The organism is Candidatus Frankia nodulisporulans, from assembly GCF_902806475.1.
Classification (GTDB): domain Bacteria; phylum Actinomycetota; class Actinomycetes; order Frankiales; family Frankiaceae; genus Frankia; species Frankia umida.
The window spans coordinates 19,331-31,024 of sequence record NZ_CADCWS010000022.1 but is presented as its reverse complement, the minus strand read 5'-3'; the positions used below and the strand labels follow the sequence as shown (position 1 = coordinate 31,024).

14 protein-coding genes and 1 pseudogene are annotated in these 11,694 nt (G+C 72.3%); 6 read left to right on the top strand and 9 right to left on the bottom strand.

Annotated elements, in window-relative coordinates; all coding sequences use genetic code 11:
- Positions 1 to 301: 301 nt before the first annotated feature.
- The 3 genes from G6R24_RS04415 to G6R24_RS04405 all read left to right on the top strand — a co-directional run bounded on the left by G6R24_RS04415 (position 302) and on the right by G6R24_RS04405 (position 2,257).
- The gene (locus G6R24_RS04415; protein ID WP_163547887.1) at positions 302 to 670 is read left to right on the top strand and encodes a hypothetical protein; all 369 of its coding nucleotides are present in this window, start codon (positions 302 to 304) and stop codon (positions 668 to 670) included.
- 8 nt (positions 671 to 678) lie between these two features.
- A complete protein-coding gene (locus G6R24_RS04410) occupies positions 679 to 1,614 on the top strand; it encodes a tetratricopeptide repeat protein (RefSeq protein ID WP_163547886.1) in 936 nt (311 codons plus the stop codon).
- Between the two features lie 106 nt (positions 1,615 to 1,720).
- Positions 1,721 to 2,257 (top strand): MOSC domain-containing protein, encoded by a 537-nt coding sequence (locus tag G6R24_RS04405; RefSeq protein ID WP_391530759.1) that lies wholly within the window; start codon positions 1,721 to 1,723, stop codon positions 2,255 to 2,257.
- A gap of 54 nt (positions 2,258 to 2,311) precedes the next feature.
- Here G6R24_RS04405 and G6R24_RS23175 read toward each other — a convergent pair whose 3' ends face one another.
- Positions 2,312 to 2,440, bottom strand: a complete 129-nt coding sequence (locus G6R24_RS23175) for a hypothetical protein (protein ID WP_263864009.1) — start codon at positions 2,438 to 2,440, stop codon at positions 2,312 to 2,314.
- Positions 2,441 to 2,661: 221 nt separating this feature from the next.
- Here G6R24_RS23175 and G6R24_RS04400 point away from each other — a divergent pair, with 221 nt between their 5' ends.
- The 3 genes from G6R24_RS04400 to G6R24_RS04390 all read left to right on the top strand — a co-directional run bounded on the left by G6R24_RS04400 (position 2,662) and on the right by G6R24_RS04390 (position 4,562).
- The gene (locus G6R24_RS04400; RefSeq protein ID WP_163547885.1) at positions 2,662 to 2,874 is read left to right on the top strand and encodes a CbtB domain-containing protein; all 213 of its coding nucleotides are present in this window, start codon (positions 2,662 to 2,664) and stop codon (positions 2,872 to 2,874) included.
- Positions 2,875 to 2,891: 17 nt separating this feature from the next.
- Positions 2,892 to 3,818 carry a CbtA family protein gene (locus G6R24_RS04395; RefSeq protein WP_163547884.1) on the top strand — a complete coding sequence of 309 codons (927 nt, stop codon included), beginning with the start codon at positions 2,892 to 2,894 and terminating at the stop codon, positions 3,816 to 3,818.
- Positions 3,819 to 3,932: 114 nt separating this feature from the next.
- Positions 3,933 to 4,562 (top strand): GDSL-type esterase/lipase family protein, encoded by a 630-nt coding sequence (locus G6R24_RS04390; protein WP_163547883.1) that lies wholly within the window; start codon positions 3,933 to 3,935, stop codon positions 4,560 to 4,562.
- 191 nt (positions 4,563 to 4,753) lie between these two features.
- On the opposite strand, the gene G6R24_RS24380 is transcribed toward G6R24_RS04390, so the two are convergent.
- The 8 genes and pseudogenes from G6R24_RS24380 to G6R24_RS04355 all read right to left on the bottom strand — a co-directional run bounded on the left by G6R24_RS24380 (position 4,754) and on the right by G6R24_RS04355 (position 11,658).
- Positions 4,754 to 5,872: a FecCD family ABC transporter permease gene (locus G6R24_RS24380; protein WP_217451581.1), complete on the bottom strand. Its 1,119-nt coding sequence runs from the start codon at positions 5,870 to 5,872 to the stop codon at positions 4,754 to 4,756.
- Entirely contained in the window at positions 5,869 to 6,411 is a 543-nt protein-coding gene (locus tag G6R24_RS23170; RefSeq protein ID WP_254592505.1) for a FecCD family ABC transporter permease, read from the bottom strand. The genes G6R24_RS24380 and G6R24_RS23170 overlap by 4 nt, the downstream gene beginning before the upstream one ends.
- Positions 6,412 to 6,475: 64 nt before the next feature.
- Positions 6,476 to 6,904 (bottom strand): annotated as a pseudogene (locus G6R24_RS23165) (iron chelate uptake ABC transporter family permease subunit); the annotation flags it as partial.
- Positions 6,905 to 7,029: 125 nt separating this feature from the next.
- Positions 7,030 to 7,734 (bottom strand): ATP-binding cassette domain-containing protein, encoded by a 705-nt coding sequence (locus G6R24_RS21870; protein ID WP_163547882.1) that lies wholly within the window; start codon positions 7,732 to 7,734, stop codon positions 7,030 to 7,032.
- Complete coding sequence (locus tag G6R24_RS04370) at positions 7,619 to 8,896, bottom strand: ABC transporter transmembrane domain-containing protein (protein ID WP_163547881.1); 1,278 nt, start codon at positions 8,894 to 8,896, stop codon at positions 7,619 to 7,621. Before G6R24_RS04370 ends, G6R24_RS21870 begins: the two co-directional genes overlap by 116 nt.
- On the bottom strand, positions 8,893 to 9,942 hold the full coding sequence (locus G6R24_RS21865) for an ATP-binding cassette domain-containing protein (protein WP_338084406.1): 1,050 nt from the start codon (positions 9,940 to 9,942) through the stop codon (positions 8,893 to 8,895). The genes G6R24_RS04370 and G6R24_RS21865 overlap by 4 nt, the downstream gene beginning before the upstream one ends.
- Positions 9,887 to 10,861: an ABC transporter ATP-binding protein gene (locus tag G6R24_RS04360; RefSeq protein ID WP_163547880.1), complete on the bottom strand. Its 975-nt coding sequence runs from the start codon at positions 10,859 to 10,861 to the stop codon at positions 9,887 to 9,889. The genes G6R24_RS21865 and G6R24_RS04360 overlap by 56 nt, the downstream gene beginning before the upstream one ends.
- The gene (locus G6R24_RS04355; protein ID WP_163547879.1) at positions 10,858 to 11,658 is read right to left on the bottom strand and encodes an SIP domain-containing protein; all 801 of its coding nucleotides are present in this window, start codon (positions 11,656 to 11,658) and stop codon (positions 10,858 to 10,860) included. Before G6R24_RS04355 ends, G6R24_RS04360 begins: the two co-directional genes overlap by 4 nt.
- Positions 11,659 to 11,694: the final 36 nt, after the last annotated feature.

Here is an 11,694-nt window from a genome sequence, read left to right as displayed (position 1 = left end):
AGCATGAACTGCCCCATACCGTGGACCGGCGAGCGGACGAACCCACCGACCGCACCCGGCATCCCGCGGTATCCCGTCCCGAACCCCCGCATAGCTGACTCCCCCACGCACCGCATCCCCCGTAACGGCACCGCCTCAGCAGGATACTCCACCCCGCTCTACCCCAACCCGCACGTTTCCAGGACCCACCGCAACGCACGCCTGATGGTTGGCCCGGCACGAAGGCCCGCGCCCAGGCGAGCAGCCCCGGCCAAGCCCGGGCCAGGCCCCGGTCGCTGGAGATTTCACGTGGCGACCTGACATGACCGCCTGTTCGCCAGCTCTCGATTCTCCCCGCTCACTGACGCCTCGCCGTAACCAGGACGCGCAGGCGTTCCCGAACTTCTGCCTCACCACGGCACCGGATGGTCGCGGTATGGTCCTGCACCGCTTTCCCGATGCCAGCTCCGGCTGTATCCGCGCTCCCGCGCACATCCTGATCGGTGATCACGTGCTCGCCGGGATGGCACTCGGGCTGGCCTTCGAACGGCTGTCCTGGTGGTGCGACAGAATCCCACCCGACCTGCGGCCCCCGACCGCGAACATCTACCTGACCAGGCGCACCCACTGCTACACCGGCGACACGTCACGGCCCGCTCTCACGGGATCGAGGAGGAGCTCACCCGCCTGATCATCGCCTTGCTGGACGTCGGCTCGACCCTTCTCGCCGTCACCGGCCCCGCCCACACTCCCAGCGCACCCCGCCTCATCACCGTCGCAAACGTGGTCAGGGCCCACACCAACTCCCCGGACCCCGCCGCCCGGGTCGACCTGTCGGCGAACGCCGGGATCCACAACCTCGACGGCCCGCTCGCGTGGGCCGGAAGCTTCACATCCGCCACCGGCGCCGATTATCCGCGACGCGACCTCAGAGCCAGACACCAGCGGCATATGGCCATGACCGTGCAGACCCGGACCGCCATACAGAAAAACGTCAAAATCCAGACGGAGGACCTTGAGAAAACGCGTCGGGTTCATGCCGCAGAGACTGATGAACGATCCAGGGAGACTACCGGATCCGCAACGACCACGACCGCCTTGTCAAGCAGCACCACTCACTCCAGGTATACGCACAGAGCAGCGGGTTCGAAAACGTACAGCTCATCCGAGAGGCCGAAGAACCGCGGATACCCTGCGAACAGGAAAAAGCAGAGCCCGCAATGCTCGAAGTCGCTGCTCGTCCTTTCCTTGATGGTCACGCGGGTCGCGAGGGCACTGGCCTTCACGTGGGATGCGCTCGGCGCGCAGCACGACCTGCTCATCCAGCGCGAACGCGTCTTCGGTGAGGATCATCGCGATGTGCTGTCCACCGCCTACGAGCTCGCCGAACTCCTGGACCAGCGGGGAAGGCACGAGCAGGCGCGGGACCTGTTCGAGGATGCCCTGGGCCGCCGCCGGCTGCTCGGCGAGAACCATCCTGACACGAGGGCCACCGCCGACGAACTCACCGCCGAGCCAGGCCACACCTGCACCCTCGGTCACGACCGACGATGGTACGTTCGCTGCGGGTGGAGAGAACCGTGCCTCCACACCAGGTGCTGGACGGATGGGCTGACCGCATGGGATGTCTGTTGACGGTCAATCTGGCCGTCGTTCGCGACGGGGCGTGGACGGGGAAGATGGGCCGCAGCGGTATCGACAAGCGGCCGGTCAGCGGCCCGGTGCGGGCCGGTGCGGGCCGGTGCGGGCCGGACCCGAAGGTCTCGGCAGCGACACGATCTGCGACCGGCGCTTCCACGGCGGCGTCGACCGGGCTGGTTACGCCTTCGCCCACGAGGACTACGCCTGGTGGATCGAGACGCTGGGCCGGCCGATCCTTCCGGACAACTTCGGCGAGAACCTGACCACGGTGGACCTGGATGTCACCGGCGCCCGCATCGGCGAACTCTGGGCGATCGGGTCGGCGGTGTTCGAGGTCTGCGCGCCGCGGGTGCCCTGCCGGGTGTTCGCCGGCTTCTGGGACGTCCCCGACCTCATCGCCCGCTTCACCCGGCGCGCCACCCCGGGCGCCTATCTGCGTGTGCGGACGCCGGGTGAGATCACCGCGGGCGACCCGATCACCGTCGTGCACCGACCCGACCACGACATCACCGTCGGCCTGGTCTTTCGCGCCCTGACCACCGAGCCCGAGCTCCTGCCCGACCTCGGCGACGTCGCCGACGTCCTGGCCACGGACATCAGCCGCAAGGTCCGCCAGCGCCTGGCACGCTCGGTCTGACGCCGATCGAAGCTGGCGGGATCCAACCTGCGTGGCCAGCACGGACAGCCCTCGTCACACGATGATCGGACGGGCCGGAGGCGGCGGCCCGCGGTCGGTCCACCGGAGCTGCTCGATCTGGCGCAGCACGGTGGCGGTCTCGACCTGGGTGACCGCGTGGAGGGCCGCGACCCGCGGCCGCATGGACGAACAGGGCGTAAACAGTCCGTATCCGCTGGCTGCATTGACAATGATCTGGGCTAACCACATACTTCGATCGCCTGTGTGAGGAAGCCGGTGGAAATCCGGCGCGGTCGCGCCACTGTGACCGGCCTGTCCGCACGTCCGCGGAGGGGTCGCGAGCCAGACCCGAACGCAGGTGAGTCCGAACATCCGGGACGCACGATCCCCCAGGAGGATCCTTCATGACCACGCCTGTCGCCGAACCACGGCAGCATTCCGTCACACTCCCGCTGACCGCCTGCCGGGTGGCGCTGGGGCTCACCGCGCTGCTGTCGCTGGCGCTGCTGTACTTCATCGGCGTCGACCAGGGCGCGACCTCGCTGTTCGGGTCGGACACCCACATCCACGAGTTCGTGCACGACGCGCGCCACTTCATCGGCTTCCCCTGCCACTGAGCGGGAGGGCTGCCGCGATGGAACTTCGCTACATCTACCGCGGCCTGGGTGTGGGGCTGGTCGGCGGGCTGCTGGCGTTCGTGTTCGCCCGCATCTTCGCCGAGCCTTTCATCCAGGACGCGATCGACTACGAGGGTGGCCGGGACGCCGCCCAGGAGGCACTCAGCCACGCCGCCGGGCTCGGGCACGCGGGCGGTGGGCATGAGGAGGCCGAGGTCTTCAGCCGCTCGGTGCAGAGCAACATCGGCATCGGGGTGGGCATGGCCGCGTTCGGGCTCGCGATGGGCGGGCTGTTCGTCGTCGCCTATCTGCTGGTCTCGCGGCGCTACCCGGGCATTCGGCCGCGGGTGCTGGCGGGGCTGCTCGCCGGGGCGGGCTTCGTGAGCCTGTACCTGGTGCCGTTCGCCAAGTACCCGGCGAACCCGCCGGCGGTCGGCCACGAGGAGACGATCGGCGACCGCAGCATCCTGTACGTGACCATGGTCGCGGTGTCGGTGGTCTCGCTGGTGCTGGCCGTGTTCGCCGGGCGATGGCTGGCCGGACGGGTCGGCACCTGGAACGCGAGCCTGCTCGGCGCGGTCGTGTTCTTCGTGCTCGTCGGCGTGGCGATGGGACTGCTGCCACCGCTGGGGCATCTCGCGTCGAACAAGGCCGAGTACGGCACCCTCGCCACGGAGACACCGCAACCGCTGCGCGATGCCAGGGGTGCGATCGTGTATCCCGGTTTCGACGCCGACCTGCTGTTCCGGTTCCGGTTCTACTCGGTGATCAGCCAGCTGCTTCTGTGGCTGACGCTCGGTTTCGGTTTCGGCGCGCTCGCCGAACGTCTCGCCGGCGCCCCCGCCCGGGTACGCACCCCGCGCGCCGTCACCGGGGCGGCGGCCACCGACCGCACCTCGGCCGGGGCCCCGTCGGGTACCACGGCACCGTCCGCCGCGGGTTAGGTTCCACCGCGGGTCAGCTCGCCCCGCGGCTCGGGTCGCACAGCACTGGTAGGACGGTTCCCGGCGTGGTCGTTATGGCTGCGCCGGGAACCGCTGTGTGCGGAGAATCCTCACGTGAACAACGATCGTCTGACATCACCGTTCGGCCCGCTGGTCCGCCGGGCGACGGCAACCATCATGGAGTCGCGTCGGTCCCAGTTCGCGGCCCTGCCCCCGACACCGGACCGCGTGGTCTTCCTCGGAGACAGCATCACCGAGTGGGGTCTGTGGGACGAGTGGTTCCCGGACCTGCCGACCGCCAATCGCGGCATCGCCAGCAACACGATCGCCGATGTGCTCGCCCGCCTCGACAGCTCCATCCACGACCCCCGGGCGATCTGTCTGCTGATCGGCACGAACGACCTCAGTGGCACCCGACGATCGGCCTCGGTCGGCGACATCGCCGCCCGGATGCTCGACCTGGTGCTGGCGCTGCGCAGGCGGGCGCCCACCGCACCCCTGATCGTCAACAGTGTCATGCCCCGCGGCGCCACCTTCGCCGAGCGCATCGGCCGGCTCAACGACCACTACCGCCGGATCACCGCCCAGGTCGGCGGCGTCTACGTGGATCTGTGGCCCGCGCTCGCCGACACCAACGGCGCCCTGCGCCGCACCTGCACCCTCGACGGCCTGCACCTCACCGGCGACGGCTACCAGGCCTGGGTCGACGTCCTACGCCCCCACCTGGCCGCGTTCGCCACCTGACCCCAGCCCCTGGACCGACCGGCGACCGGCGACCGGCGACCGGCGAGGCCAAAAACCCACGCTTCCAGCCTCATGCCGAGGCTTGTTCGGGAAATCGAGCCCAGAATCCGGAACAACCCTCGGCGTGCGACCGACTAACCCTCGGCATGCGCGCCAATCACGGCCTCCACCGCCGACAACGATGACCCCGATCACGGGGAAGCGCGGAGAACCTGGGGAAGCGCAGGGAACCTGGGGAAGCACGGGGAAGCACGGAAAGCGCGGGTCAGGCGCGGCGGGCGCGGAGGGGGCGGAGGGTGAGGCGCAGGCGGCGGGAGGTGGATTCGTGGGCGAGGAGCCAGACGAGGTAGAGGCCACCGAGGGCACCGGTGGCGGCGCCGACGGGGATCTGGGTGGGGGCGAACAGGCGCTGGGCGGCGAGGTCCGCGGCGACCAGCAGCAGTGCTCCCCCGCAGGCCGAGACGAGCACGCCGGCGCCGGGTGAGCGGGTCAGGCGGCGGGTCAGCTGGGGTGCGGCGGAGGGCGACGAACGCGACGGGGCCGGCCGCGGCGGTGCCGGCGGCGGCCAGGAGGACACCCACCGCGATCAGCAGGAGGCGGCGGCGGGCCACCGGGACGCCGAGGGAGGCGGCCAGGTCGTCACCCATCGCGAGCAGGTTCAGGGAGCGGCTGAGCAGCAGGGCCGCCGGCAGGGCGACGGCGAGGGGCAGGGCGACGGCGTAGACGTCCGACCAGGCACGTTCCCCGAGGCTGCCGATCCGCCAGGCCTGGGCGGCGAGGGCGTCCTGCTGGTCGGCGTGCGCGACGATCCAGGCGGTGAAGGAGACGAGCATCGTGTTCATGCCGATGCCCATGAGGATCAGACGGTGGGGCGTCGCCCCGCCGCGCAGGGCCAGCAGGTAGACCGCGACGGCGGTGGCCAGGCCACCGGCGACGGCGCCGAGGGTCGCCTGCGCGGCGCCGCCGTGCAGCAGGACGACGACGGTGAGCGCGCCGGCGGCGGCACCGGTCTCGAAGCCGATGACGTCCGGGCTGCCCAGCGAGTTGCGGGTGAGGCTCTGGAACAGGGCACCGCTGGCCCCGAACGCGGCACCGGCGAGCAGCGCGCACAGCACCCGCGGCAGGCGCAGGTCCCGGACGATGAACGCGTCGGCGGGCGGACCGCCACCGGCGAGGGAGCGCAGCACGTCCACCAGCGGGATGCGCAGCTCCCCGACGGTGAGCGTGTACGCCCCGACCGCGAGGGCCACGGCGAGCAGCACCACGCAGCACGTCGCGGACCGCCGGTCGACGGTGAACCGGGTGTTCACGTGCGGCTGGCCTTGCGGCGACCGGCGAGCAGGAGGAAGACGGGGGCGCCGACGAAGGCGGTGACGACGCCGGTCTCGAGTTCGGCGGGGCTGACCACGACCCGGCCGAGCACGTCCGCGAGCAGCACCAGGGCGGGGGCCAGGATCGTCGAGTAGACGAACAGCCAGCGGATGTCGGCGCCGGTGAAGGGGCGGACGATGTGCGGGATGATCAGTCCGACGAAGCTGATCGGTCCGACGGCCGCCGTCGCCGCCCCGCACAGCAGGGTGATCGACAGTCCGGCCAGGGCCCGGGTACGCCCGGAGTGGGCTCCCATCGCCCGTCCGAGGTCGTCGCCGAGGACGAGGGCGCCCAGCGGCCGGGCCAGACCGAACGCGAGGGCGGTGCCCAGGACGACGAACGGCAGGATCGGCCACAGCACCGACAGGTCGCGCCCGGCGAGCGCGCCGACGTTCCAGGCGCGGAACTGGTCGAACGCGGTGGGCCGCAGCAGGATGATGCAGGTGGTGATGCCGCCGAGGGTGGCGCTCAGCGCCACCCTCGGCGAGCACCAGCCGGTCCGGTGACGACCCGGCGCGGCCGGCGGAACCGAGCCGGTAGGACAGCCCGGCGAGCGCGCCGGCGCCGGCGAAGGCGAACCAGACGTAGCCGGCGGGCGAGGTCACACCGGCGAACGCGGCGGCGAGCACGATCGCGAAGGCGGCGCCGGCGTTGACGCCGAGGATCCCGGGGTCGGCGAGCGGGTTACGGGTGAGCGTCTGCATCAGCGCCCCGGCGAGGCCGAGCGCGACGCCGGCGGCCAGACCCAGCAGGGTTCGCGGCAGCCGCAGCTGGCGCACGATGGACTCGTCGGCACTGCCGTCGTAGTCGAACACCGCCCCGAGGACGGTGTGCAGGGGCAGTATCCGGGCGCCGACGGCGATGCTGAGCGCGACGGCGACCAGCAGCACCGCGAAGCCGACCGCCAGACAGACGGCGTGCCGGCCACCCCGCCCCCGAGCGGGACGACCCAGGTCGGCTGAGGCAGCCATACCCGCAGGAGCGGCCGTGCCAGCCGGAACGGCAGTGCCCCCCGGCGCAGCGGTGCCCGCCGGGATGGTGGGGACGGGTGCGAGGCCGGTCGCCGCGGACGTCCGAGGAGGGTGTGACACGGGCGTCATCGGCGGGCGGCGGGCACCGGGTCGGGTGCGGGTGAAGGCGCGGGCGCGGGGCGCAGGTGCCAGCCGGTGGTACGTACGGTGCGTTCCCACAGGCGGGCGTAGCGGCCGTCCAGGGCGAGCAGCTCGGCGTGGGTACCGGTCTCGTGGATGTGTCCGCCGTCGAGGACGACGATCCGGTCGGCGGCGGCGATCGTGCGCAGCCGGTGGGCGACGACGATCAGGGTGTGCGAGCCGCGCAGCTCGTCGATCGCGGTGCTGATGGCGGCCTCGTTGGCCGCGTCGACGGCGGCGGTCGCCTCGTCGAGCAGCAGCAGCGGCGCGTCGGCGAGCAGGGCCCGGGCCAGAGAGACCCGCTGGCGTTCACCGCCGGACAGGGCCGTACCGCCCTCGCCGACGCGGGTGTCGAAACCGTCGGGCAGCCGGTCGACGATCTCGTTGACGCGGGCGCGCCGGGCCGCCTCGCGCAGCGCGTCGTCGTCGGCGTCGGGACGTCCGAGCGCGATGTTCTCACCGATGGTGCCGTCGAACAGGTGCACGTCCTGCATGACCATCGTGAACAGGCCGGCGAGCTGGGCGGCGGCCAGTTCACGCACGTCCGCACCGGCGATCCGCACAGCGCCGGTGTCGGTGTCGAAGAAGCGGGCGGCGAGGCGGATCAGGGTGCTCTTGCCGGCGCCGGACGTACCGACGATCGCGGTCATCGTCCCGGCCGGGCAGTGCAGGCTGATGTCGGCGAGCGCCGGGGCGGCGGCTGCGCCGCCCCGGGTAGCCGAAACCGACCCGGTCGAACTCGACGTCGACGCCCTGACCCCGCGCCATCGCCAGCGCCGGCCCGCCGTCGACGGCACCGGCGGACCCGTTGGTCGCGGCGGTGTCGACGGTCGCGGTGGCCGGTTCGGGCAGGGACGGGGTGGCGAGCAGGTCGTCGATGTGGCCGAGCTGGTCGCGGGAGACCCGCATCGCCGAGCCGAGGCCGGCCAGCGCCGCGACAGGTTCGGCGACCCGCACGACGAGCACGACGATCGCGATGAGCTCGGCGGGATGCGCGTCGTCGCCGAGCAGGATCGCGGTGACGACGGTCAGCACCACGCCGACGACGAGCTGGATCACCGTGGCGAACGCGGCGCGGGCGGGCACCTCGACCCGGTTGCGCCGACGCACGGTGTCGTTCTGGGCGACGAGCGCGTCGTCGAGCAGGCGGCGGCCGAGGCCGGTGCTGCCGCTGGAACGCAGCACGGCCTGGGCGCGGGCGAACTCGACGACCCGGTTGGTGGCCTCGACGGCGGCGACGTCCGCGGCGCGCACCGCCGCGTCCACCCGGGTGGTGCTCACCCGGTACACCAGGTACACCACCGGGATGGCGACGACCAGGACGAGCCCGATCCGCCAGTCGACGACGAGCACCCCGACGATGACCACGACGGGCACTACGGTCGCGACGAGCAGCGGCTCGAGCAGGTGGGCGATGATGCCGGCGGCGTCCTTGGTGCCCTGGCCGACGACGCGGGCGAGACGTCCGGTGCGGGCCGGGGTGAACCAGCCGACCGGCAGGGTCATCAGATGCTCGCCCAGGCGGTGGTGCAACGCGTTGATCGTGGCGATGCCGATCCGGAAGCCGCTGAGCTGCGCGCGGTAGCGCAGCACGAGGGTGAGCACCGCGACGCCGGCGAGTCCGGCGAGCCACCCCCAGGCCGTGCCCAGCTCCCCCGAGCGGCCACCTTCGGACAGCATCGCCCGTAGCAGCGGCAGCAGCAGCACGAAGCAGACCCCTTCGCCGGCGGCGTAGGCGGCGACGAGCAGCATGTGACGCCGCAGGCCGACCCGGGTGCCGGCGCCGACCACCCGCAACAGCGCTCGGATCATGACTGTGCCTCCTGACCGGCATGGGCTGGTACTGGTGGACGCGGCGTCGGGACCGGGATGTCACCGGATCCACCGGCGTTCCACAGCGCGCGGTAGAGGCCGCCCGCGGCGAGCAGTTCCGCGTGCCGGCCGCGTTCGACGATCCGGCCGGCGTCGAGCACGACGATCTGGTCGGCGCCGACGACGGTGGCCAGCCGGTGGGCGATGACCAGCACGGTGCGTCCGGCGGCGAGCTGGGACAGGGACTCCTGGACGAGCGCTTCGGAGTCCGGGTCGGCGAACGCCGTCGCCTCGTCGAGGATGAGGATCGGGGCGTCGGCGAGCAGCGCCCGGGCGATCGCGACCCGCTGACGTTCCCCGCCGGAGAGGTCGGCGTCCACGCCGACGATCGAGTCGTAGCCGCGGGGCAGCGCGACGATCCGGTCGTGGATGTGCGCGGCCCGCGCCACCCGTTCGACGGCCGCGCGGTCCGCGTCCGGGCGGGCGAGGCGGATGTTGTCGGCGATGCTGGTGCGCACCAGGGACGTGTCCTGGAAGACGAAGCCGACCAGCCGGTACAGCTCGTCGAACGGGAACTCCCGCACGTCTCGCCCGCCGACCGTGATCCGTCCGGCACCCACGTCGTAGAAGCGCGGTACCAGTGACGCGAGCGTCGACTTCCCGGCGCCGGACGGTCCGACGAGTGCGGTGAGTGTCCCCGGGGTCAGCGTCAGGTCGATGCCGCGCAGCACCTGGGCGTCGTCGCGGTAGCCGAACTCCACGCCGTGGAACTCCACCGACGCCACCGTGATCCCCACCGGCGCCGGACCGGTGACGTCGGTGGGCCGGGTGGCGTCGGTGGGAACCGTGGCGCCGGCAGAGACAGGGGCGCCGGCAGAGACAGGGGCGCCGGCAGAGACAGGGGCGCCGGCAGAGACAGGGGCGCCGGCAGAGACAGGGGCGGCCGCCGGGTCGGGCAGGACGGGGGTGGCGAGCAGGTCACGGACGCGGTCAGCGGCGGCGGACGCGGTGTGCAGGGCGGCGGTGGCCTGTCCCGCGTTCAGCACCGGCGCGGCCAGACCCAGGCCGAGCAGGACGAACGGCAGGACGTCCAGCGGGGTCGTCTTGGTCGGCCTCGACGAGCAGCAGGCCGCCGGTGAGGATGACGATCAGCATCGCCACCGGGGAGACCAGGCTGGTGCTGCGCGACACGGTACGCAGGATCGGGCCGTTGCCGGCGGTGAACACCCGGTGGTACTCGTCGACCGCGGTCGCGTACCGCTGCTGGGCGCCCGCGCCGCGACCGAAGACCTTCAGCACCGCGGCGCCGCGCACGAACTCGACGACGGCGGCGTTGACCGCGGCCATCGCCGCCGCGACCGCGCCCATCTGCGCCCGGGCCCCGCCGATCAGCCGGCGCTGCGCGACCAGGAAACCGATGATCGGCACCAGCGTGATCAGCGCCAGCGCCAGCGCCCAGTTGACGGTGAACAGCCAGACCAGCGCGGCCAGCGGGGAGACGAGCGCGGCGGTCAGGTCGAGCCGGGCGTGGGCGACGACGTAGTGCATCTCGTCGATGTCGTCGTGCAGTGCGCGGTGGACGGTGCCGCTGTTGGTCTCGGTGAACCAGCCCAGCGGCACCCGGCTCAGATGGTCGGCGATGCGTCGGCGCAGCAGCAGCTGCAGCGTGGCGTCCGCGTGGTGGCTGATCGCGACCGCCGCCGAGGCCAAAGCGAAGTGCACGAGTGCTCCGACGACCGCCACGATGGTGATCGTCCACAGGGTGCCGCGTGCGGGTGCCGCGCCGTCCGGGTCGAGTGCCTCCTTCGCGAGCAGGTAGCCGGCGGCCAGCGGCACCAGCCCGGCCAGGGATGCCAGTGCCCGCAGCAGTGTCGCCACCCGCAGGGCGCCGCCCACCGGTTCCGACAGTTCCCGGAACGCCGCGGACGGCTTCGGTCGGGGTGCCCGTCCCCGCCGGGGGCTCACAGGCCGACCTTGCCGGTGGCCCAGTACGGCTTGGTGACGATGGCGCGGCGGTCCAGTGTCGTGGTGGCCCGCAGCGTCGTACGCAGGGACTGGATGGTGCCGGCGTGGCCGATCAGATGGGCGCGGTCGGCGAGGTCACCGCCGGTCTCGGCGACCGCCTTGCCCAGCCAGCCGGCCAGGGCCTCCCCCGGCGCCTCCTGTGCGACGACCACGTCGATCCCGGGCAGCAGCTCGGCCGCCGCCGCCGCGTCCGCCTCGGCCACCTCCACCGCCCCGAGGTAGCGGACATTCCCGGCGACCGCGGCGCTGGTGGCGGCCGGCGCGTCGTGGTCGCCGGCCGGCCCGACGCCGTCCGCGGTCAGCATCGCCGCGAAGGTGCTGATCGTGCTGGTGTCACCCAGCAGCAGCCGCCGCCCGCCCGGCCCCCGGTCGAGGGCGTGCCCGGGGCCGAGCACGGCGACCTCGTCGCCGACGGCCCGCCCGAGCAGCCACCTGGTGCCGGGGGCGTCGCCGTGCAGATGGACGAGGACGGTCATCACGCCGCCGCCAGCACCACCATCAGCATCAGCATCAGGGGCAGGGGCAGGGGCAGGGGTGTAGTCCATGACGCTGTAGTGACGGAACGCGCGTTCGCCGACCCGGAACTCGATCTCGTGTCCCGGCTGCCACGGCTTGCGTTTCGGCTGCGGGCAGGTCACCTCCAGCCGGAGCAGGCCGGGTGAGAGCCGGGTGATCGCGCTGATCGTGCCCGCGATGCCGAACTTCCGCTCGGTGAAGTCCGCGATCGGGACGGGCATGGACGGCATGGTTCTCCAGTCGGGTCGTCGGGTCGG